Origin of the sequence: Flavobacterium sp. GP15, assembly GCF_014281985.1 — a bacterium.
GTDB classification, from domain to species: Bacteria; Bacteroidota; Bacteroidia; order Flavobacteriales; family Flavobacteriaceae; genus Flavobacterium; species Flavobacterium pygoscelis.
On sequence record NZ_JACFTC010000002.1, the window covers coordinates 744,695 to 768,981 of the forward strand.

Genomic DNA, 24,287 nt, shown 5'->3' on the forward strand with positions numbered 1-24,287 from the left:
AGATAATCTTTAAAATAAAATTGTAAATTGCGGACTTAAATTATCATATTCATAAAATGGAACAACAAAAACCATATATCCCCATTAATAAAGTAAGAATTGTAACTGCAGCTGCTCTTTTTGATGGTCACGATGCAGCAATCAACATCATGCGTAGAATTATACAATCTACAGGTGTTGAAGTCATTCATTTAGGACACGACAGAAGTGTAGAAGAGGTAGTAAATACTGCAATTCAAGAAGATGCAAATGCTATTGCTATTACTTCCTATCAAGGAGGACACAATGAATATTTTAAATATATGTACGATTTGCTTCAAGAAAAAGGAGCACCTCAAATAAAAATATTTGGTGGCGGAGGCGGAGTGATTTTACCCTCAGAAATCGCTGAATTACAAGATTATGGGATTACTCGTATTTATGCGCCAGATGATGGTCGGGCAATGGGATTGCAAGGAATGATCAACGATTTAGTGCAACAATCTGATTTTCCTACGGGTGATAAATTGACAAATGAGTTGGATGAATTAGCGTCTAAGAATCCAACCGCAATTGCAAGAATAATCTCTGCCGCAGAGAACTTTCCTGAGGTCGCTAAACCAGCTTTAGAAGCCATTATAAAAATGAATGAAGATTGCAAAACCCCAGTTCTTGGAATTACAGGAACAGGTGGAGCAGGAAAATCTTCTTTGGTTGATGAATTAGTGCGTCGTTTTCTTATTGATTTTCCAGAAAAAACAATTGGTTTAATTTCTGTAGATCCCTCTAAGCGTAAAACGGGAGGTGCTTTGTTAGGAGACAGAATCCGAATGAATGCTATTAATAACCCTAGAGTTTATATGCGCTCTTTGGCAACGCGTCAATCCAATTTGGCTTTGTCTAAATATGTTGCCGATGCAATTCAAGTTATTAAAGCGGCCAAATATGATATTATAATCCTTGAAACTTCTGGTATTGGTCAATCGGACACCGAAATTATGGATCACTCTGATGTTTCATTATATGTAATGACTCCGGAATTTGGTGCTGCAACACAATTAGAAAAAATCGATATGCTTGATTTTGCTGATTTAGTAGCACTAAATAAATTTGACAAAAGAGGTGCTTTAGATGCGATTAGAGATGTTAAAAAACAATACCAACGCAACCATAATTTGTGGGATGTAAATCCAGATGAAATGCCAGTTTTTGGAACAATAGCTTCACAGTTTAATGATCCTGGAATGAATACGTTGTACAAATCGATTATGGATAAAGTACATGAGAAAACAAATTCTGATTTGAAATCTACGTTCCAAATTACGCGTGAAATGAGTGAGAAAATATATGTTATTCCTCCACATAGAACGCGTTATTTATCTGAAATTGCCGAAAGCAATCGCAAATATGATGTAACAGCAGTAAGCCAAGAGCAAGTTGCTCAAAAGTTATACGGTATTTTTAAAACATTAGAGACCGTTTCTGGAAAAGTTCCTACAATCAATAAAGCAGGAATCGATGATGAATCTCTTTTGCCAAGCGCTCTAGAATCAGAAAAACAAGGAGTTGCAGAAAATAAAATTTTCCTAAATCTATTACTGAATCAATTTGAGAAAGTAAAAATGGATTTAGATCCTTATAATTGGGAAATTATATTGACTTGGAATGAAAAAGTAAATAAATACAAAAATCCAGTTTATACCTTTAAAGTTCGAGATCGAGAAATAAAAATGGCGACACATACCGAGTCCCTTTCGCATTCTCAAATTCCGAAAATTGCCTTACCAAAGTATCAAGCTTGGGGCGATATTTTACGCTGGTGTCTGCAAGAAAATGTTCCTGGAGAATTTCCTTTTACTGCAGGTTTATATCCTTTTAAGCGTGAAGGCGAGGATCCGTCTCGTATGTTTGCCGGTGAAGGTGGACCAGAAAGAACCAATAAACGTTTTCATTATGTAAGTGCTGGATTACCAGCCAAACGATTGTCAACCGCTTTTGATAGTGTGACTTTATACGGAAATGATCCTCATGTGCGTCCTGATATTTACGGAAAAATTGGAAATGCAGGAGTTTCTATCTGTTGTTTAGATGATGCCAAAAAATTATATTCTGGCTTTGATTTAGTACATGCAATGACTTCGGTAAGTATGACGATCAATGGGCCAGCTCCTATGTTGTTAGGATTTTTTATGAATGCAGCCATAGACCAGCAATGTGAGTACTATATTAAGGAAAATGCATTAGAAAAAGAAGTTGAGCAAAAAATAAATAAAATATACAAAGAAAAAGGAGTAGTTAGGCCTCATTATCAAGGAGATTTGCCAGCAGGAAATAATGGTTTAGGTTTATTTCTTTTAGGAGTAACAGGAGATCAAGTTTTACCTTTGGAAGTGTATAATGAAATAAAAGCAAGAACACTTTCGCAAGTTCGTGGAACAGTTCAGGCGGATATTCTAAAAGAAGATCAAGCGCAAAACACTTGTATATTTTCAACAGAATTTGCTTTGCGATTAATGGGAGACGTACAAGAATATTTCATTACTAAAAATGTAAGAAATTTTTATTCGGTTTCTATTTCGGGTTATCATATTGCCGAAGCAGGAGCGAATCCTATTACGCAGTTGGCTTTTACGCTTTCTAATGGTTTTACTTACGTAGAATACTATTTGAGTCGCGGAATGAATATCAACGATTTTGGACCTAATTTGTCCTTCTTCTTTTCTAACGGAGTAGATCCAGAATATGCTGTTATTGGTCGTGTAGCGCGCAAAATTTGGGCGAAAGCCATGAAAAATAAATATGGAGCTAATGAAAGAGCGCAAATGTTGAAATATCATATTCAAACATCTGGACGTTCTTTGCACGCACAAGAAATTGACTTTAATGACATTCGTACAACTTTGCAAGCGTTATATGCAATTTATGACAATTGTAATTCATTGCATACCAATGCGTATGACGAAGCAATTACAACACCAACAGAAGAATCAGTGCGTCGTGCAATGGCAATTCAATTGATTATAAATAAAGAATTAGGATTAGCCAAAAACGAAAATCCAATTCAAGGTGCTTTTATCATCGAAGAATTGACAGATCTTGTAGAAGCGGCAGTTTTAGCAGAATTTGATAGAATTACAGAACGTGGTGGAGTTCTTGGTGCCATGGAAACGATGTACCAAAGAAGTAAAATTCAAGAAGAATCCTTGTATTATGAAACTTTAAAACATACAGGAGAATTTCCAATTATTGGTGTGAATACTTTCTTAAGTTCTAAAGGTTCTCCAACGGTTATTCCTGCTGAAGTCATTCGTGCTACTGAGGAAGAAAAACAATATCAAATTACGATGTTGAATAATTTACATCAGTCTAATCAAGATAAAGTGAAGCAACAGTTGAATGATATTCAAGAAGCGGCCATCAAAAATGAAAACTTATTTGAGCATTTGATGGAAGCAACCAAAGTTTGTTCATTAGGACAAATTACTTCTGCTTTATTTGAAGTAGGTGGTCAATATAGAAGGAATATGTAAGGAGAGAATTATTCTCTTCATTTTTTACTAAAATTCATAAAACAAAAATCCCGATCTGTGTCGGGATTTTTTGTTTTAAAATATTCTCGTAATTTTTGAATTGATTTAAAAGTCAAATCCAAAAGAACTTAGATTATTACATTGTTGTTAAATAATTCCAAATTCTCGACTATAAGAATACCAACAGATCACTTTTTAATTATTTTTGCCGCATGAAATTTAATCGAAAAAAAATATTTGCCGCTATCGTACTCTTAATGAGTGTGCTCTTGTGTTTTGATATTTGTTTTCAAGAAAATTCTAATACTTCATTGATAGAGTGTAGTGCAGAGGATACTTTGCATTCAGACACAATCGACTTTGATAATGAAGTTAATGAAGAACACCAGATTGTTTTTGTAATGGAGTTTTCTTCTATGGTTGGACATCTTACAGATCACAATCATTTCTATTTTAGTAAAGGATTACAAAAACCTTTCTTTTCTGTTTGGCAACCGCCAAAGCTTAGTTAATACACACTGATTTTTAAAATAGTGGTTGATTTTTTCAATCACTTAAACTGCATTATACTTTGTAATGCTAAATAACTGTGTTTATTAACTAAAATACTACTCATGGATTTTAATGACTTTTTTAAAAAAAGGAACAACTATTATAAAAATGAGAAACACCAAAACTATTATAAAAAGGATCATTATAAGTATAAATTCTATACTGATGAAAAAGTGGTTTTTAACAAACAAGCGTTTATAACAAGTCTAAGAAACAATAAAAAACTCAAGCTGTTTTTAATATTTATAGCATTTGTTTTAATAGTCCTTATAATTGTTTTTTTTGCCGTTTTATTGCCATTGCTCTCGTATCTGATAGATTTTATTTCTCAAAAAGGATTTTCTGGGTTGTTGGATGAGCTAATTGGTTTTCTTAATAAACTATGGAGTGGCGCTTAGCGTCTAAAATTTAATTAAAATTTCAAAAAAAAAGATATGGTAATTGATAGTTTTGTTTGGATATGTTTTCTAGGCTTTGTTTTTTTTATGTTAGCCTTAGATTTAGGCGTTTTTCATCGTAAATCACATGAAGTAAAAATAAAAGAAGCGCTAATTTGGAGTGCCGTTTGGATAGGACTCGCCTTAATTTTTAATTACGGCATTTATGTTTTCATGGGAGAGCAAAAGGCAGTAGAGTTTCTTACAGGATATGTGATAGAAAAATCACTCAGCATTGATAATCTCTTTGTGTTTATAATGCTTTTTACTTATTTTAAAGTAGATGTAAAGTACCAACACAAAGTTTTATTTTGGGGAATCTTGGGTGCTTTGGCAATGCGTGCTATTTTTATTTTTGCAGGTGTTGCTCTAATTAATAAGTTTCATTGGATAATCTATATTTTTGGAGCACTACTTGTGGTTACAGGGATTAAAATGCTTTTTCATAAAGATGAAGATATTCAGCCGGATAAAAATCCTTTGGTACGATTATTTAAAAAAATATATCCTGTAACTGAAGAATCTCACGGAGGTAAATTTTTTGTTAAACTGCAAGGCAAAACTTTTGCAACGCCACTTTTTGTAGTGCTTCTAATTGTCGAATTTACAGATTTAATTTTTGCAGTAGATTCGATACCCGCAATTCTTGCCATTACAAATGATACTTTTATCATTTTCACCTCTAATGTTTTTGCAATATTAGGTTTGCGAGCTTTGTATTTTGCATTAGCTGGAATCACTAAATATTTCTATTACCTAAAATATGGTTTATCTGCAATTTTAGTTTTTGTAGGGATCAAAATGACTATTGTAGATCTTTATAAAATACCAATTAGCTACTCGCTATTGGTAATAACAGGAATCTTGCTTATTTCTGTTTTAATTTCTGTTGCTTTTCCAAAAAAGAATGATTTAATAAACAACTAAAATAAAATTACTATGAATTGTCCAACTTGTAAAGTTCCTCTTGTAATGTCAGAGAGACAAGGGATTGAAATTGATTATTGTTCAGAATGTCGAGGTATTTGGCTGGATCGAGGCGAGCTAGATAAAATAATAGAGCGTTCTATAAATGAGCCGCAAAGCACTATTCAAGTCGGCCAATCGTCTTTTGGTAATCAGTCTCAACAAAACTATTATAGAGAGCAAAAGAAAAAACATTGGTTAAACGAATTGTTTGATTAAGAATTCACACTACAACAGCCGCATTCATCTAATGGTAATGCGGCTTTTTTTTTTTGATTTTAAATCAAAAATATATTCTTGTTAATTGAACTTGGATTCTATTTCTTAAACATAGCTAAATATGTTGCTGTAGTGATTAAAAATATTATAAAATTAATCCCTTTTTTATAATTATTCCATTTTAAAATAATTTTTCAGAATAGGTTTTTGTTTGTAAATTACTGTTTTTTAATTATTTATGTTTTTATTTTTCTTGATTTTAATATCGGCTTTTTATTCGGAATAATTTTTGGCACAGTTCGTGAATAGAGTTTTAAAGAATAAATAAAAACTACAAATTATGAAAAAAATTACCTTATTTTTAGTTTTCATCGGGATGATGACACTACAAAGTTGTGAAGTTACAGAAGTATATGATGCTCCAATTGTTAATACGCCAAGAACAGAAGTTTTTGAGGTTACAACCTCTTTTAATTCTAGTAATAATTTTAGTAGTTTGGTTGTGTTTGATCCACCAATATTTAATTCGGATTCTGTTTTAATTTATCACTTGTATGATGTTGTGAATGGTCAGGATGTTTGGAAATTAATGCCTCAAACCTATTATTTTAATGATGGCGGTTCTCTTAATTACAACTTTGACTATACTAAATTTGATGCTAAAATTTATCTTTCTGCTAATTTTAATTTAAAAACCTTAGACGCAAGTTGGACTAAAAATCAAACCTTCAGAATTGTAATAGTACCAAATGGCTATGCTAAGACCATGAATAAAAATGATATTAACTCAGTACTTTCAGCATTAAATGTTTCTAAAGGAGAAATAAAAAAAATAGATATGTCGTTGTCATCGACAATATAATAAAAAAGGGAAATCGCAAGATTTCCCTTTTTTATTATAGATCTATTCGATACTTTCTTTACTGCTTTTTTGTAAAGAAATTACGATTCCGAGAATTAGTGAAACGGCTATAAAGGCTAATGACACCCATTCTGGTAATTTAATGAATTCATGCAGTAGCATTTTAAGTCCTACAAAACTCAAAATAGCAATGAGACTGTATTCTAAATAACTGAATTTTGCCAGCATATTCGCCAAGAAAAAGTACATTGATCGCAATCCTAAAATCGCAAATATATTAGAACTAAAAACTAAAAAAGGATCGTTGGTTATCGCTAAAATTGCAGGAACACTATCAATTGCAAAAACGACATCCATTACTTCTATAACAACTAGAGCTACAAAAAGTGGTGTTGCCGCAGTAATATGTCTTCTTTTTACAAAAAAATGTTCTTTATCCATATGGTTAGATATGGGCATTACTTTCTTTAGGCTTTTGTACACAAATGATTTTTTTGGCTGAAATTGTTCGTCTTCTCCACTAAACAACATTTTCATAGCAGTATAGATCAAGAAGGCACCAAAAATATAGGTCATCCAAGAAAATTTATTGATCAACATTACGCCAAAAAATATCATTAAACCTCTAAATATGATTGCACCTAATATTCCCCAAAACAAAACACGATGTTGGTATTTTTGGGGTATTTTGAAAGCTGCAAATATTATCGCAATGACAAATATGTTGTCAATACTTAAAGATAATTCAATCAAATATCCTGTTATGAATTTTATAGAGGCCGTTGCGGGTTTTAATCCATCAGGATTGGCGATTAAATCACTTCCGTATAACCAATAGATTACACCAGAGAACATAAAGGACAAAGCTACCCAGATAGCAGTCCACTTTCCAGCTTCTTTTGTGCTGATAACATGTGGTATTTTATTAAAAACTCCTAAATCAAGTGCTAAAAAAATTAAAACAGCGATTAAAAAACAAATCCAGACAATCATAATTTATAGGTATTTAAATATCTTGTGTAAAGATACTTTTTGCTTTTTTAATTCTGATACATATTTTAGGAAAGTTGAGCCTGAATATTTTTGCTGTATTTTAGATAATTGTGCAAAAAAAATAGCTTCAACTTTATATAAAGAGACAAAATAGAGAAGTTTTTTTTATGAATTTAATAAAAATTCAATTTTAACCCTAAAAAAAAGGAGGCATGGCATTCTAAAAGTGATAAATAAATTATATTTGCATCAAATAACAGGGGTATAACAAAATAAAATCAATTTTATGTCAACATTACGTTTCCAAGCTTTGAGAGAAGCATCTACGAGAAAACCAGTTAAATTTGAAGAATCAGATAGAAAATCAACTCTATTTGGATCTAATGTTTTTAATGACAAAGCAATGAAGCAATACTTAACTTCGGATGCTTTTAAAGGAGTTCAAGGTGCTGTTCAGCATGGAACTAAAATTGATAGAAAATTAGCCGATTATATTGCCATGGGTATGAAAGAATGGGCACTTTCTAAAGGAGTAACTCATTATACACACTGGTTTCAGCCCTTAACAGGTATAACTGCTGAAAAGCATGATGCTTTTTTTGAAACTTTTCCTGACGGAAGTGATCCTGTTGAAAAGTTTGGCGGAGCACAATTAGTGCAACAAGAACCGGATGCCTCTAGTTTTCCAAATGGTGGAATTAGAAATACGTTTGAAGCGAGAGGATATACCGCATGGGATCCCACTTCACCTGCATTTATTTTTGGAACGACATTGTGTATACCTACTGTTTTTATTTCTTATACTGGGGAAGCTTTAGATTTTAAAACGCCACTTTTAAGAGCATTAACCGTTATGGATGAAGCAGCTACAGAAGTGTGCAAATATTTTGATAAAAATGTAAAAAAAGTTACTGCAACTTTAGGATGGGAGCAAGAATACTTCTTGATTGATAGTGCTTTAGCTAATTCTCGTCCGGATCTTATGATGACTGGTAGAACTTTATTGGGTCATACTTCTGCAAAAGGACAACAATTAGACGATCATTATTTTGGTTCTATTCCAACGCGTGCTCTTGTATACATGAGAGATTTGGAGCAAGAATGTATGTTATTAGGAATTCCTGTAAAAACTCGTCATAACGAAGTGGCACCAAATCAATTTGAGTTAGCTCCAATTTTTGAAGAGACCAATCTTGCAGTTGACCACAATTGCTTGTTGATGGATGTGATGCAAAAAGTGGCAGAACGTCACTTTTTTAAAGTATTATTTCATGAAAAACCTTTTAAAGGCGTAAATGGTTCTGGTAAACATAATAACTGGTCATTAGCTACTGATACAGGTATAAACTTGTTGAGTCCAAGTAAAACTCCAATGAGTAATTTACAATTTTTAACTTTTTTCATCAATACCATTAAAGCAGTTCATGATAATGAATCTTTGCTAAGAGCAGCTATTGCATCAGCAAGTAATGATCATAGATTAGGAGCGAATGAAGCACCACCAGCAATTATTTCTGTTTTTATTGGTGGACAATTAACGAAAGTTTTAGAAGAATTAGAAGGTGTAACTGCTGGGAAATTATCTCCAGAAGAAAAAACAGACTTAAAATTGAACGTTGTAGGGAAAATTCCAGATGTTCTATTAGATAATACAGATAGAAATAGAACATCACCATTTGCTTTTACAGGAAATAAATTTGAGTTTAGAGCAGTAGGTTCTACCGCAAATTGTTCTAATTCAATGACCACTTTAAACGCTATTGTTGCCAAACAGTTAAGAGATTTTAAAATAGAAGTGGATGCTTTGATTGAATCAAAAGACATGAAGAAAGATGATGCAATCTTCAATGTATTGAGAGAATACATCAAACACTCTAAGAAAATCTTATTTGAAGGCGATGGATATAGCGAAGAATGGGAGATTGAAGCAGGTAAGAGAGGATTAAGTAATTTTAAAACTACTCCTGAAGCCTTAAAAGCTAGAATATCTAAGCAGTCATTAGATTTGTTTTCAGAGTTAAATATAATGAACCATGTAGAGGTAGAAGCACGATACGAAATTGAATTGGAGGAATACACTAAGAAAATTCAAATTGAAGGTAGAGTTTTGGGAGATATTTCAAAAAATCATGTTATACCAACTGCTATCCGTTACCAAAATACGTTAATTACAAATGTAAAAGGATTAAAAGATATTTTTGGAGATGATTTTGAAACTATTGCTAAAGAACAAATTGTTTTAATCAAGCAGATTTCACGTCATATTGAAGGAATCAATTCGAAGGTTGCCGAAATGACAAATGAGAGAAAAAAAGCAAATACGTTGACAAACGCCCAAGAAATGGCAGAAGCGTATTGCAATAAAGTAAAACCTTATTTTGAAGTTATTAGAAGTCACTGTGACAAATTAGAATTATTGGTTGATAATGAAATTTGGACATTAACTAAATACAGAGAATTATTATTTACTAAATAATAATTTGCTATAATACTAAAAAGCCTTTCCGTTTGGAGAGGCTTTTTTTATGGATAGATAGCATTAAATTCTTTATCATTTTTATAAAAAACTGGGCTTATAATTACAAATTATGTTCGCTCAAAATCCTAATGTATAAATCAATGATTATAAATGTTTATAAAAGAATATATCTATATTTATTTTCAAAAAAGTAAGTAATATTTTATTAAATCAAGCAGAATACTGCTTTTTATTTGAATATAAAACGTATCGTAAATTTTTTCTGATATCCTATTTTACAAAAGAGGTAGTTCATCGTTATAGAATTGTATTTTATCGAGTTTTAAGTTAAATGTTTTAAATACAGCTACTTATGTTTGTTTTTTTGTTTTCTACTTTGCTATCTTTGAAATGTAATATTCAAACAAGGAGTAATTATTTATAAAAATAATCTTGTTATTTATTATGAATAAAGATATTTCCCCCAATCCCTTTTTTATTACCTACATGATAATTTGTATTAACAACCAATTAAATATATTTATTATGAAAAAAGTAATTTTAAGCATCTCCGCGATGCTATTTGTAGGAGCTGCATCTTATGCACAACCGGGTCCATCAGCTGGAGCGAATTCAAGTTTAGTAGGCCAACTTGGAACTTCACAAAATGCGTTAGTTCATCAAATTGGAACGGCTCAAAGTTCTAAAATTAAACAAACGGTAAATAACAATGATGCATTTGTGTATCAAGGTGTAAATCCTGGACAGATTATGGGAAGTGGTGTTAATATTTCAACAAAAAATATGGCAGACATCGATCAAAAAGGAAATGATAACCGTGCTTTTATTTCTCAAAATAACTGGGATAACAAAGCAACACAAAAACAAGTAGGAGACAGAAATGATGCTACAATCTGGCAAGACGAGACTGGTTTTTCATATCCAGCTTTAAAAGGACATGATACCGCTACTCAAACTCAAACTGGTAAAGACAACAAAGCTACTATAGATCAAGGAACTTCAGGAAATAACCCTCTTCCTGTTGTAGGTACTTTTCCTATGATGAATCCTTTAAGTTCTGCAGTGCCAGTTAATCCTCATGGTGATAACGTAGCTGTACAAACTCAAACTGGTAATTTTAATTTAGCTTACACTAGTCAAGGTGGTTTGCGAAATGATTCAAAAATTAGTCAAAATAGTACTTCACAAGCGGCTTCTGCTTCTGCAAGAAATGAAGCAAATCATTATCAATATGGTAATGACAATATAGCTGAAACTACTCAACTTGGTTTTAAAAACCGTGATAACATTTTGCAAGAAGGAAATTGGAACAAATCTTATACAAATCAAAACGGATTTAGCTCTGGTAACATGAATGCAGTTTCACAACAAGGTAGTTATAATGTGTCTAACGTAACACAAAGTAACTAGTTAAAATTCATGAAGATAGGGACAGCTAATTAAGTTGTCCCTTCTTTATATAAAAATAGGAACTAATGAAAACGCTATCTATAAATATCATTATTTTTCTTTTCTTTTCTTTTCAATTTTGCTTCGCGCAAGAAAAAGAAAGTATTACTGCTCCATATAATGAAAAACCAATTGCATTGATAGATACAAAAGAAGGAATTGTTTCTATGAATTCTAATTTTTATAGTACTAAATCGCATACCAATTTAATTCATCAACAAATTATTAATACCGTTCAAGTACAACAAATAGGTGATAATAATAATATAAATTCTCAATTTTCAGCAACTAAAATTGAAGCTACACTAACGCAACAAGGCAACAATAATCAATTGTTTATTGACAAAAATGCAAATTCAATTTATCAAAAAGTAATTCAACAAGGAAATAATAATAGCGTACAGGACTATGTTCCTTATGCTAATTATGATATAACTACTGAATTGTTTCAAAAAGGAAATGATCAAAATATTATAAATTTTGGATCTAATTCAATTTCAAAGAATATGACCATAATCCAGTCCGGAAATGGTGCTGCTGTCACAGTAATAAACCATACTAAATTATGAAAATTTTGAGATGTTACTTTGTATTATTTGTATTGCTTTTTAGCGAAACAATCTCTTATTCTCAAACAACAAATACCGTTGTAAAGGCTAAAATAGATATTGAAAATTTAGATGGGATTATTAAAGTAACTGGAACTGCAGAAAATCTATCAGACATCGTTCAAAGTTTTTCGTATAAGTTGTCGGTTATTAAAAATAATAATTTAAACGATAATCATTCTGATAACATTCAAGAAGGATTTTTTTCTTTAAATCCAAGTGAGAATAAAAATTTATCTAATACACAAGTTAATTTATCTAATGGTGATGAGGTTATAGTTTTATTGCTTTTTTATAATGAAAACAAGCAATTAATTGGAAAAGATAGAGTAGTTCTTGGTGACCAAAAAAAAAAGAGGAAGTTATTGTAATTCCTTCAGATGGATTTGAGTTACTAGGCATTATTTCAGATGATACCAAAACTAAAGTTGGGAAAGATTTTTATGATGTATATTATTATTTATATAATCAATACAAAGTCAATTCAAAAAAAATTATCACGCTAAATGAGGAATTTAGCTTTGCCAGAAATACCAAAATAGTCGTCAGCATAGATAACGAAGTTATTTATGAGTTTTTGGCTAGGCCTGATGAGGAATATCTAAAAGAGATGGCCGAAGAATCTATTTATGCCACCTATTTATATTTAAAAAATTTAGAAAAGCAAAGTAAATATTTTACTCAGTATTAATTTTATCCTGTTAAATATGAAAACGTTATTCCTTATTATGACTTTTATTCTTAGTTTTCAATCAGTAGAAGCACAAGATTTAGTTTACAAACCTAAAAATCCTGCTTTTGGAGGTGATACTTTTAATTATCAGTGGTTAGCTAGTTCTGCTGAATCTCAAAATAAATTTACAGATAAATCAGTTGCGCAAGTGCAACAAACAGAATTAGAGAGATTTACAGCAAGTTTAAATTCTTTATTGTTGAGCCAAATCTCGAGTTCTTTATTCAAACAGCAGTTTGGTAATGACGGGATAAAAATAGGGTCCTATACTTTTGGTAGTTTATCTGTTGAGGTTTATCCCTCTTCAGGAGGTTTAACCGTTGATATTTTAGATACTAAAACAGGAGCGCAGACACAAGTAATCATTCCAAATCGATAATATGAGATTATATACCTACTTAATGTTGATGATTTTTTTTTTCATCTCTAGTTGCGGTGCTTATTATAATCAACCTACTGGAACAGAAAAAGCTATAATTGGAGAAATTACTCCAGCAACTACACTTTTGAAAGAGCTACCTAAAGCTAAAGAACAAATTGTAGTAGGGATTTATAAATTTAGAGATCAAACTGGTCAGTACAAAGCTTCTGAAAACGGAAGTAATTTTAGTACAGCCGTTACACAAGGAGCCACATCTATATTAATTAAGGCTTTAGAGGATTCTAAATGGTTCATTCCTATTGAACGCGAGAATATCGGAAACTTACTTCAAGAACGAAATCTTATTCGTTCCACAAGACAAGAGTATGCAAAAGATGTAGATCCTAATGTGCCACAAATTACACCCTTATTGTATGCAGGAGTTTTACTCGAAGGAGGAATTATATCCTACGATTCTAATATTATTACTGGGGGTTTTGGTGCGCGTTATTTTGGTACTGGAGGCGCAGTAAAATACAGACAAGACCGAGTTACTATTTATCTTAGAATGGTTTCAACGGCTAATGGTAAAATTTTAAAATCGGTCTATATTTCTAAAACGATACTTTCTCAAGCTATCGATCAAAGTCTATTTAAATATGTCAATTTTAAAAGATTGTTAGAAGTAGAAACGGGTTATACGACCAACGAACCTGTTCAAATGGCAGTTACAGAAGCTATAGAAAAAGCAGTTTCTACTTTGGTTTTAGAAGGGATTAAAGATGGAATTTGGGAAGCTGATATTTCTGTGCCAGCCAAGGAATCTCTTTTGAAAAATTATAAGAATGAGAATGAAGAAGCAAATGTTACAGCAATATATGGTCGTAATTTAAAACAAAGAAGATCAAAATTTGGAATAGAAATATCAGGTGGTACTACATTAATGGACGGAGATTATAGCAACCCTGAATTAAGACTCATGGGAAGAGGTGCTTTAAAGTATTTTTTAACTCCTTCTTTTAACTTAAGTGCATCTACTAATATTTTTGAACTAGCCAATAAAAAATTATTAGATGTTGGTTATTTAACTTACGATTTAAATACAGAGTTTATCTTGTTACCAAAAGACAAATTAAGTCCCTATGTGTTTGCTGGAGGTGGATTTGGAATGAATAAAGCTTTCAAAAACTTACATGCTAAAGTTCAATATGGAATTGGTATTGAATATATGGCGACCGATAATTTAGGTATAAAATTGTATGGTGAGCAAAATCTAAATTTTAGTGATAATATCGATTATATAAAAAGAGGAGTGCGAGATGATTATTATTATCGTTTTGGTTTAGGAGTAACTATTTATCTTTCTAATATAAGAAAATCTCGTGTTGCGAAAGGTTTTTAATGTTTTCAAAATCAATCAATTCTAGCTCATTAATAATTTTAATTCTATACTGATGAAAAATACTTATCTAAAAATTACTTTATTAACTTTATTTTTAATGCTGTTTTCTTGTAGTGAAGAAAAATTTACTGGAGAAGATTACGGGACAGTAGAAGGTAAAGTGGTGAGCGCAATTGATTTTAAACCATTGGCGAATGTTAAGGTCTTTTCAAACCCAAATACTAGTATTGTTTTTACTGACGATGAAGGAAAGTTTGTTATTAATAATGTGAAAGTTGGTGATTATTCATTTGAAGCTCAAAAAGAGGGTTACATTGTAAAATTTGAAGCTGCAACGGTAAATACCGATAAAACCTCAAAAATAGTTTTCGAACTTAAATTATCAACAACCAACAATAAACCTCCAACTACTCCAGTGTTAATTAAACCTTTAGACAATGCTACAGATCAAACATTAGATTTGAACTTGACATGGACTGCTACAGATATTGAAAAAGACAGTTTGAAATACGAAATTAGCTTAAGAAAAGAAAATAGTGATGATGTTGTCATTTATCCTAATATTTCTAAAACAAACTTTACTTTAAAAGGATTAAATTATAGTACAAAATATTATTGGCAAGTTTCTGTTTCAGATGGGATTAATCCAGTTGTTTTGAGCGCAGTTCGCAGTTTTACCACTACTGCTTTTAGTAGCGCTAGATTCTTATTTGTAAAAAAGAGCTTTGAGAATAATGTGATTTATTCTGGTGATGATTCTGGAACTCAATTAAGACTGACCAGTTTAGATGTAAATAGCTGGAGACCTAGGAAAAACAATCAAATTAAAAAAATTGCATTCATTAGAGCCAGCGGTGCACAAAATCATATTTATACTATGAATCCAGATGGTTCAGGAATTTTTAAAGTAACCAACTCGATTCCTATTGCTGGATTTAATTCTGATTTCCTTAATTTTTCTTGGAACACATCGGGTAGTCAGATCATATATCCGTACTTCGATAAATTATATAGAATCAATAGTGATGGAAGTGGATTAACTAAAATTTATCAAACTCCAAACGGAAAATTTATTTCAGAATGCGACTGGAGTAATGATGGTTCTAAAATTGCTTTAAAAGTAAATGATAGCAACGGTTACAATGCTGAAATTTATGTAATCAGTACTACTGGAGTACTTCTCTCTCAAGTTTGGTCTGGGACAACAGGAGCAATGGGAGGTCTAAATTTTTCTATAACAGGACAAAAATTAGTGTTTACAAGAGATGTTTCTGGATACGAAGATGCTAATTATAGACAGTTGGATACTAGAGTGTTTCAATATGTTTTTAGTTCCAATACTGCTAGCGAAATCTCACTAGAGAAACCTGCAGGAACAGTTGATTTGGATGTGAGGTATTCTCCCAATGAGGCCGAACTAATTATAATGAATACTTCTAATGACGGAGTATCGACCAAAAATATTGTAAAATATACACCGGCTGCTAACACTACAACTGGAGTTTCAAGAACAATACTATTCGCTAATGCAAGTATGCCAGATTGGGAATAACATAAATTTAAAAAATATAAAAACACCTATTTCTTATCAAATAGGTGTTTTTTTTGGTGTTAAAATAAGGCTATGATTTGAGTAAACTCTTACTAAGACTCGATAGGCAAAACCCAAAAAAATAATTATCTTTGCCCCACAACTATCTGCCTAAAAGCAGGATTTACAACTATACTACATGAGTTCAGATACTTCAAAAAGATATGCACTTCGCGGTGTTTCTGCTGCGAAAGAAGATGTGCATAATGCCATAAAAAATATTGATAAAGGATTGTTTCCGCAAGCTTTCTGTAAAATTGTTCCCGATTATTTAACCCAGGATGAGGATTACTGTTTAATAATGCATGCTGATGGTGCAGGAACCAAATCTTCCTTAGCATATATGTATTGGAAGGAAACTGGTGATATTTCAGTTTGGAAAGGTATTGCACAAGATGCATTAATCATGAATATTGATGATCTTTTGTGTGTAGGGGCAACAGATAATATTTTGCTTTCATCTACTATTGGTAGAAATAAAAACTTAATTCCGGGCGAAGTTCTTTCTGCAATTATAAATGGAACAGAAGAGCTGATTAAAGAATTAAATTCTTTTGGTGTTACTATTCATTCCACAGGTGGCGAGACAGCAGATGTTGGTGATATTGTGAGAACTATTATTGTTGATTCTACGGTAACCGCTAGGATGAAAAGAAGTAAAGTAATTGATAATGCCAATATAAAAGCAGGTGATGTAATTGTTGGATTGGCTTCTTTTGGTCAGGCTACATACGAGAAAAGTTATAATGGCGGAATGGGAAGTAACGGACTTACCTCTGCTCGACATGACGTTTTTGGTAAGTATTTGGCAAAAAAATACCCAGAAAGTTATGATGCAGCAGTTCCGGAAGATCTTATTTATTCAGGACAAGTAAACTTGACAGATAAAGTAGCTAATTCTCCTATTGATGCTGGGCAATTAGTGCTTTCACCAACACGAACCTATGCACCAATAATCAAGAAGATTTTGGATAAGTACAGTTCAGATGAAATTCACGGAATGGTACATTGCAGTGGAGGAGCACAAACTAAAATTTTACATTTTGTAGAGAATTTACACATCATAAAAGATAATTTATTTCCAGTTCCACCTTTGTTTCAATTGATACAAGAACAATCTAAAACAGATTGGAAAGAAATGTATCAAGTATTTAATTGTGGACATAGAATGGAAATTTACGTTCCAGAAAATGTAGCTGAAGATATTATTGCGATTTCTAAATCATTTAATGTTGAGGCACAAATTGTGGGTAGAGTAACTGAATCTGAAATAAAAAAACTAACAATTACAAGCGAATACGGAACATTCGAATATTAATTAACCATTGCTTATGGTTGGATTTTAAATCTATCCATGTTCAATATTCAACTATTTAAACATGTACGAATTACTTTTTTGGAATTATCTTGAGGGAATTTATTTAAACCATCATGAAATTTACGAGGCAATTAGCGAGGAACAACCCGAAATTGAAGGTTTAGAACCACTTCCTGTTCAGGTTATTTTGAACAGAATTGCATCTGTTTTCTCAAAATGGGAAAAAGTAGATGATAAAAGTTGGAAAAACACTGACGGAGTAGGTGCTTTTCAGGTAAGAACAACACCACAAAGTATAAAAATTGACTGTTACGGCACCGAAGGTAAGACCATGGATACGCTAGTTGGTGTGATGGAGGAATTTAAATGTGCTCTTTACGATCCACAAGTTCCTCAGCGTTATGATGAAATGGCGGAGTAATTTTTTTAGAAGCTCATCCAGCGCTTCGTTACAAGTCCTCCTAAAATAAAATATTTTTCTAAATCCTGAAAGGAGCTCTTTCCGATGTATCGGGAAGAGCTCTTTCAAGACAAGAAAAATTATTATTTTTTAGTCCGGGCTTTTTACTTCGATCTGGGCTAAAAATTAATAGTAATACCCGTTTATATTACTATTGTAAATCTGAATTATTTTGTTACTGATTCATTCAGAAGTATAGGTTTACCAAATCCTATTTCCTCTAATTTTTTCAATTGCGTTGCTGCATCTCCTACTATCAAGTAGATCATTTTATCCGCATTCAAATATTTTTCAGAAAGTCTTTTTATATCAGATATAGAAGTGTTTTTTACAATATCTTCTTGTTTTTTGGCATAGTCATTTGGGTAGTTGTAATTGCTAATATCATATAACATTCCTAGTTTTGCACCCAATGTTTCAAAAGCTCTAGCATTGCTTTTAATTAAATATCCTTTAGTAACTTCTAGATCATTATCTTTGAATTTTTTACCATAATTTTCAACTATTTCTTTTATCAAACTAACTGATTCAAATGTTATATTAGAACGCACTCCGCTACCAATAACAAAAGCACCTTTATTTGTAGAACCAGAAAAAGAAGATCCAATACCATAAGTATATCCTTTTCCCTCACGTAACTCTTGCGTAAGTTGTGATGCAAAACCACCACCACCCAAACGGTAATTCATTATTTCTGCTGGATAAAAATCAGCATCAGTTGCAGCTAAAGCAAGATAACCGATTCTAATCACGGATTGTTTTGCTCCAGGAACATCGTAAAAGTATATTTTAGAGTTTGCTATTCCATCTGGAGTTTTTACTGCAGGAATAATAACTTTCTTAGCTTTCCAGTTTTTATTTAAACTTGCTAATGATTTAGTTACTTCGTTTTGTGAAACAGCACCAACAATTTGAAAAATAGAAACTGATGGAGAGCTATTAGCAGCATAAAACTTTTTTAAATCATCTATTGAGATGTTTTTTAAAGTCTGCTCTTCTCCAATTCTGTTATGAGATAAAATAGATTCTTTTCCGTAAATTAATTTTTTAAATTCATTTTTTGCAATGCTATTAGGTTCTGCTTTTTGCTGTTGAATTGTGCTTAAAGTACTTTGTTTAATTAGATCAAATTCCTTTAAATCCCATCTAGGTTGCATTATTATTTCTTCTACTAATGCCATAGTTGCACTGTAATTTTTTGCTAATGAATTTCCAGAAATAAAAATTCCTTCATCCGTTGCGTAAGCTTTAATGGTAGCGCCAAGGCTTTCAATGGCGTTTTCAAGTTCTTCAGGAGTTTTGTTTTTTGTTCCTTTTGTCATCAGCTCTGCCAACATGTTTGAAACACCAATTTTATTTTTTTCCTCTAATAACATTCCACCTTTGATTTGCAATAGAAATTGAGTAAGAGGAACTTCGTGATTTTCGATCCCGATGAGTTTTAATCCAGAGGATAAATTATTTTTCCATACAGTAGGAAGTTTTACATCTGGACTCTCTCCATATTCTGGTTCCACACTTCTGTCAAATGATGAAGGTGTTTTTTGGTAGGTTGCAGCAACACTTGCATCAAATGCATCTTCTTTTCCGTCAACAATTTTCTCTTCGACAACAGTGGCTAAAACTGAACCTTTTAAGGCTAAATTAGCTTCTCCTTTTGGAACAAAACTAGTTGCCACAAAATGTTTTCCTTTGATGTATTTTTCATATACTCTCATTACATCAGCGGGAGTTACTGCAAGAATATTTTTTACATCTTGAGTAATGTAGCCAGGATCACCAGCAAAAATCTCATATTGTGCTAGCTGAAATCCTTTGCCAAGAACACTAGATAAATTGGTGTAAAAAGCAGTTTCTTGTCCTGCTTTTATACGATTTAAGTCTTGCTCTGATATTCCTTTTGCTTCAAATTCTTTAAAGCCTTGGTTGATACCATCCATTACTTCATTTAAATTTGTTTTTTCAAAAGCAGTAACACTTAGCATATATTGACCTGCTATTTCAGAATTGTATTGGTACAAAGCAACAGCGTCGGTTAGTTTCTTATCTTCAACTAAAGATTGGTATAAAGGAGCTTTTTTTCCAGTAGAAAGATAAGTTGCTAGAACCTCTAACGCATAACTGTCTGGATGATATTCATATACAGAAGGCCATGTCAATGTTAGTTGTGGTAGGCGTGCAAAATTATCTTCGTAGTATAATTTTTTTGTTTCTGCTAGAGTTACAGCTTGTTTTTCCATTTTTGGAATTGCTTCTCCTCTTTTAATTTCACCAAAGTATTTTTCAACCCATATTTTAGTTTGATTTACATCAAAATCTCCAGCTATGGTTAATGTTACGTTATTGGGAACATACCAACGATTGTAAAAACTTTTTACATCTTCTAACGTAGCATTTTGTAAATCTTCTAGTGAGCCTATTACATCCCAATTGTAAGGATGAGTTGTTGGGTACAAGTTTTTAGAAATTACAGAGAAAGTATTCCCGTATGGTTTGTTGTCGTAACTCTGTCTTTTTTCATTTTTTACAACTTGTTTTTCTTTTGCTAAAACAGGATCGGTTACAGTATTGATAAAATATCCTAATTTATCGGCTTCGGCCCAAATCATTTTTTCTAATGCATCTTTAGGTACCGTTTGAAAATAATTAGTGCGATCCCTACTTGTGGATCCATTGGCTCCCTCACCACCAATTCTTGCACTCATTTTATCTAAACCTCCTTTGCCTAAGTTCTCCGATTCTAAAAAAAGAAGGTGCTCAAATAAATGGGCAAATCCAGTTCTACCTACTTTTTCTCTAGCAGAACCTACATGGCTGGTTAAGGCAACTGCAACAACAGGATCTGATCTGTCAACATGTAAGATGACTTGTAGGCCATTTTTTAAAGTGAATTTTTCGAAATCTACCTTAAATTCTTTTGATTTTTCCTTTTGAGAATAAGATGGAATTATGCTAATCAGCAAGAAACAGAGTAGGAAGTAGTTGTGTAGTAGTTTCATTTTTTAAGTTTAAGTTTCGTGTTATTTTTTGCAACAAACTAGTTTGTTGTTTTGCGGATCTAAATTAGGAAAAATATTAAGAAAAAGGAGGTTTTAGATACACTAGATTTCTTTAAAATAGCATAGAAACTTTTTTAAGTTGCGTGAGGGATAGAAGCGGAAATCCTCCTTATTTGCCTCAGCAAATGAGGAGATTGTAGTAAATAGCCCGACCTTACTGTAACACTAGAGGAAGTAAGGTCACGCCCAAATAATAATTGTAAAGATGTAAATTGATAGGTATGCTTAAATTCTTTTTTGAAAAAGATAGAAACTATGTAAAAAACTTTGCGAACTTTGTGGTTCAATAAACAAGCAGGATTCCTTTTTATTTGTGTAAAAATGGTTTTTGTGCAATACAGTAAATAATAATAAAGAGCTACAGATGAAAATAAACCCAAAAAACGGAATTGATAAACTCATTTTCGGAATGAAACAAAATGATGTAACGGCAATTTATGGTAAGCCAGATCGCAATTACAAAGACGAAGATGATAATGTGATTTATGCTTACAATAAGCAAAAAATACGTTTGACTTTTTATGTAGAGGAAGATTTTAGATTGGGTTATATGGTGGCATCGAGTCCTGAATTAGAACTTTTTGGAAATAAAATTATTGATAAAAAAATAAAAGATGTTAAGAAAGATCTAACGGCTAAAGGGATAATTAAGTTTACTCAAGAAGAGTTTGATACTTTTGAAAATTATTTTAATGAAGAAAATTGGATTATTTTTCAAACTGAATTTGATGAGGTTGTTAAGTTTGAAATAGGCGCTATTATCAATCAAAAAGACGAATTTGATTGGAAATTTCCAGTAAAAAAATAAGTCATAATAAAGTATAAAAAAAACCGATAGCGTTAAACTATCGGTTTTTTTATTTGGTATTATTTTAGATTTATTATTTTGAAGTAGGTTGTTTTTCAAACATTTCTAATTCAAATACTAAATTAGTATTTGGCGGTATTACCTCACCAGCACCTCTTTCTCCATAGGCTAAATTAGCTGGAAGAAATGCTATTACTTTTTCTCCGTAAGACATTGTTGCTAATGCTTCTATAAAACCAGGAATCATTCCATCTTTTTTACCTGCTTCAAAAGGGAAAGCTTGATATCCGTTTTGTGCGGCTCTATTTGCATCATATTTTCCAAATTCTTTAGTAACCTCTTCATAGCTACTGTCAAATAATGTTCCGTCTTCAAAATATCCAGCATAGTGAAAAAAGAAAGTGCTTTTGTCTGCTGGTTTTACACCGCTCCCTTTTTTGATAATTTTGTACATTAATCCTGATGGAGTAGTGGTAGCGGTTGCTTTTGCAGTTGAAAGATAAGCAGCCTTTGCTGCTACAACAGAACCATATTTTTCTAAATATGCTTTTTTAGCTTCGGCTAGAACAGCAGCTTGTTTGGCTTTGTTTTCAGCAAGAGTAGCGTCTTTTTTCTTTTGTTCTTCTGACTTATTGTTGAAATAATCGGAGAATACTTTTGGCGCATCAAATTTTTGTGCTTCGGCGCCTTTTCTAATGATGGTAACTTTTGTAATAACATCATTTTGTTCGATGCTATTTACCACATTCATCCCTTCAGTCACGTGACCAAATACAGTGTGCTTGCCATCTAACCAAGGTGTTTCTTTATGCGTAATGAAAAATTGACTTCCGTTTGTAGTTGGTCCGGAATTGGCCATAGAAAGAATTCCTGGTTTGTCGTGTTTTAAATCAGTAAACTCATCCTTGAATGCGTATCCTGGTCCTCCAGAACCATTTCCAGATGGATCTCCGCCTTGAATCATGAAATCCTTAATCACACGGTGAAATTTTAAACCATCAAAAAAAGGTTTTCCTTTTAATTTTTCGTCAGTAACAAATGTATTTTTTCCTTCAGAAAGTGCAATAAAATTGGCTACCGTTACTGGTGCTTTTTTGTATTCTAGTTCAATAGTGATATTTCCTTTGTTGGTTGCCATTGTAGCAAAAATTCCTTCAATAACAGCAGGTTTTTTTACAACAGGTTTTGTGGCTTTGTTTACAGCAGTTGCTGGTTTTTTTGCAGTAGTTGTTTTTTTAGTTGCCTGAGAATGTACGTTAGCCATTCCTAGAAACAATAAAAATAGAATTTTAAATTTCATTTTTTTATAATTTAATGATGTAACTTTTTTTAAATACTAAATCTAATTTATTATTGGGGCATTCTTTCTAATAATTCAATCTCAAAGATTATGTTGGCATTTGGCGGAATAACTCCTCCAGCTCCAGCTGCTCCATATCCTAAACGAGAAGGAATAAAAATGACAGCTTTATCTCCAAAAGATAATTGTTCAATACCTTCAATGAAACCAGGAATCATGCCGTCTTTTTTACCTGCTTGAAAAGGAATCGGTTGGTAACCATTTTGAGCCGCTCTGTTTTCGTCGTATTTACCAAAGCTTTTAGAAACACTTTCTACACTTGCATCAAACAACTCTCCATCTTCTAGGAAACCAGCATAATGAATGAAAATATTTGCTCCTTTTGCAGGTTTTTTTCCACCACTTTTCTTTGTAATTACATATTCTAAACCAGATGGCGTTGTTATTGCTTTTGTTTTCAAATTATCGAAATAAGCAATTTTTGCCTCTCGAACACTTTTGTATTTTTCATCGTAAACCTTCTTGTTTTCAGCGTCAATACTAGCTTTTTTCTTTTGGATTTCTGCTTCTACTGAAAAATAATCATTAAATACTTTTACCGCATTGAATTTTTTTGCGGCTTCTCCATTTCTAATAATGGTTACTTTATTGATATAATCTTCTTGTTCTATTTTATTTACATTGTCCATTCCGTTCTCTACAACGTGTCCAAAAATAGTGTGCTTTCCTTCTAACCAAGGTGTAGCAACATGTGTAATAAAAAATTGACTGCTGTTTGTTGCAGGTCCATTATTAGCCATTGCTAAAACACCGGCGTCGTTAAATTGTAAATCTGAAAATTCATCTTTAAATTTATAACCAGTATCTCCAGATCCTGTACCTAAAGGATCGCCAGTTTGTATCATGAAATCTTTGATCACACGGTGAAATTTTAATCCGTCAAAAAAAGGTCTGTTTTTTAAATTCTCATTGGTAACAAATTCATTTTTTCCTTCAGCTAAGGCCACAAAATTGGCAACAGTTATAGGTGCTTTTTCGAAATTTAATTTTACAATTATATCTCCTTTATTAGTTTCAATTTTTGCATATAATCCGTCTGGAAGATTGTTGTGATTTTCTTTACAAGAATAAAACGAAGCAATTACAAGTAGTAGGAATAAGATCTTTTTTTTCATTTCTAA

21 protein-coding genes are annotated in these 24,287 nt (G+C 32.1%); 17 read left to right on the forward strand and 4 right to left on the reverse strand.

The features are described 5' to 3' along the window. Positions 1–56 precede the first annotated feature (56 nt). From H2650_RS07515 to H2650_RS07540, 6 genes are all read left to right on the forward strand, one after another. Positions 57–3,509, forward strand: coding sequence for a methylmalonyl-CoA mutase family protein (locus H2650_RS07515; RefSeq protein ID WP_188050174.1), 3,453 nt, complete (start codon positions 57–59; stop codon positions 3,507–3,509). 212 nt (positions 3,510–3,721) lie between these two features. After that, on the forward strand, positions 3,722–4,021 hold the full coding sequence (locus H2650_RS07520) for a hypothetical protein (protein WP_188050175.1): 300 nt from the start codon (positions 3,722–3,724) through the stop codon (positions 4,019–4,021). 102 nt (positions 4,022–4,123) lie between these two features. Continuing rightward, entirely contained in the window at positions 4,124–4,459 is a 336-nt protein-coding gene (locus tag H2650_RS07525; protein ID WP_188050176.1) for a hypothetical protein, read from the forward strand. A gap of 36 nt (positions 4,460–4,495) precedes the next feature. Beyond that, positions 4,496–5,425, forward strand: a complete 930-nt coding sequence (locus H2650_RS07530) for a TerC family protein (protein WP_188050177.1) — start codon at positions 4,496–4,498, stop codon at positions 5,423–5,425. A 45-nt stretch (positions 5,426–5,470) separates the two neighbouring features. After that, positions 5,471–5,683 (forward strand): zf-TFIIB domain-containing protein, encoded by a 213-nt coding sequence (locus H2650_RS07535; protein WP_370566824.1) that lies wholly within the window; start codon positions 5,471–5,473, stop codon positions 5,681–5,683. A 340-nt stretch (positions 5,684–6,023) separates the two neighbouring features. Further along, a complete protein-coding gene (locus H2650_RS07540; protein WP_188050179.1) occupies positions 6,024–6,545 on the forward strand; it encodes a hypothetical protein in 522 nt (173 codons plus the stop codon). A 42-nt stretch (positions 6,546–6,587) separates the two neighbouring features. Here H2650_RS07540 and H2650_RS07545 read toward each other — a convergent pair whose 3' ends face one another. Further along, complete coding sequence (locus tag H2650_RS07545) at positions 6,588–7,538, reverse strand: TerC family protein (RefSeq protein ID WP_188050180.1); 951 nt, start codon at positions 7,536–7,538, stop codon at positions 6,588–6,590. A gap of 286 nt (positions 7,539–7,824) precedes the next feature. Here H2650_RS07545 and H2650_RS07550 point away from each other — a divergent pair, with 286 nt between their 5' ends. The 10 genes from H2650_RS07550 (at position 7,825) to H2650_RS07595 (ending at position 17,900) form a co-directional block, all read left to right on the forward strand. Beyond that, entirely contained in the window at positions 7,825–10,014 is a 2,190-nt protein-coding gene (locus tag H2650_RS07550) for a glutamine synthetase III (protein ID WP_188050181.1), read from the forward strand. A gap of 528 nt (positions 10,015–10,542) precedes the next feature. Continuing rightward, on the forward strand, positions 10,543–11,427 hold the full coding sequence (locus tag H2650_RS07555) for a hypothetical protein (RefSeq protein WP_188050182.1): 885 nt from the start codon (positions 10,543–10,545) through the stop codon (positions 11,425–11,427). Between the two features lie 65 nt (positions 11,428–11,492). Beyond that, the gene (locus H2650_RS07560) at positions 11,493–12,035 is read left to right on the forward strand and encodes a hypothetical protein (RefSeq protein ID WP_188050183.1); all 543 of its coding nucleotides are present in this window, start codon (positions 11,493–11,495) and stop codon (positions 12,033–12,035) included. Then, a complete protein-coding gene (locus tag H2650_RS07565; protein WP_188050184.1) occupies positions 12,032–12,445 on the forward strand; it encodes a hypothetical protein in 414 nt (137 codons plus the stop codon). The genes H2650_RS07560 and H2650_RS07565 overlap by 4 nt, the downstream gene beginning before the upstream one ends. A gap of 32 nt (positions 12,446–12,477) precedes the next feature. Further along, positions 12,478–12,765 (forward strand): curli production assembly/transport protein CsgE, encoded by a 288-nt coding sequence (locus H2650_RS07570; protein ID WP_248428029.1) that lies wholly within the window; start codon positions 12,478–12,480, stop codon positions 12,763–12,765. Positions 12,766–12,781: 16 nt separating this feature from the next. Next, the gene (locus H2650_RS07575; RefSeq protein WP_188050185.1) at positions 12,782–13,186 is read left to right on the forward strand and encodes a curli assembly protein CsgF; all 405 of its coding nucleotides are present in this window, start codon (positions 12,782–12,784) and stop codon (positions 13,184–13,186) included. A 1-nt stretch (position 13,187) separates the two neighbouring features. Then, positions 13,188–14,570: a CsgG/HfaB family protein gene (locus H2650_RS07580; protein ID WP_188050186.1), complete on the forward strand. Its 1,383-nt coding sequence runs from the start codon at positions 13,188–13,190 to the stop codon at positions 14,568–14,570. 52 nt (positions 14,571–14,622) lie between these two features. Continuing rightward, a complete protein-coding gene (locus H2650_RS07585; protein WP_188050187.1) occupies positions 14,623–16,122 on the forward strand; it encodes a carboxypeptidase-like regulatory domain-containing protein in 1,500 nt (499 codons plus the stop codon). A gap of 178 nt (positions 16,123–16,300) precedes the next feature. Next, positions 16,301–17,479, forward strand: a complete 1,179-nt coding sequence (locus tag H2650_RS07590; protein WP_188050188.1) for an AIR synthase related protein — start codon at positions 16,301–16,303, stop codon at positions 17,477–17,479. Between the two features lie 61 nt (positions 17,480–17,540). Then, entirely contained in the window at positions 17,541–17,900 is a 360-nt protein-coding gene (locus H2650_RS07595; protein WP_188050189.1) for a hypothetical protein, read from the forward strand. Between the two features lie 206 nt (positions 17,901–18,106). Here H2650_RS07595 and H2650_RS07600 read toward each other — a convergent pair whose 3' ends face one another. Then, complete coding sequence (locus tag H2650_RS07600) at positions 18,107–20,938, reverse strand: pitrilysin family protein (RefSeq protein WP_188050190.1); 2,832 nt, start codon at positions 20,936–20,938, stop codon at positions 18,107–18,109. 424 nt (positions 20,939–21,362) lie between these two features. Between H2650_RS07600 and H2650_RS07605 the strand changes: the two genes are divergently transcribed. Next, positions 21,363–21,806 (forward strand): hypothetical protein, encoded by a 444-nt coding sequence (locus tag H2650_RS07605; RefSeq protein ID WP_188050191.1) that lies wholly within the window; start codon positions 21,363–21,365, stop codon positions 21,804–21,806. A gap of 73 nt (positions 21,807–21,879) precedes the next feature. Here the strand turns inward: H2650_RS07605 and H2650_RS07610 are convergent, their stop codons facing one another. Both H2650_RS07610 and H2650_RS07615 read right to left on the reverse strand, forming a co-directional pair. Further along, positions 21,880–23,106, reverse strand: coding sequence for a peptidylprolyl isomerase (locus H2650_RS07610; protein ID WP_188050192.1), 1,227 nt, complete (start codon positions 23,104–23,106; stop codon positions 21,880–21,882). Between the two features lie 50 nt (positions 23,107–23,156). After that, positions 23,157–24,281 carry a peptidylprolyl isomerase gene (locus H2650_RS07615; RefSeq protein ID WP_188050193.1) on the reverse strand — a complete coding sequence of 375 codons (1,125 nt, stop codon included), beginning with the start codon at positions 24,279–24,281 and terminating at the stop codon, positions 23,157–23,159. Positions 24,282–24,287 lie beyond the last annotated feature (6 nt).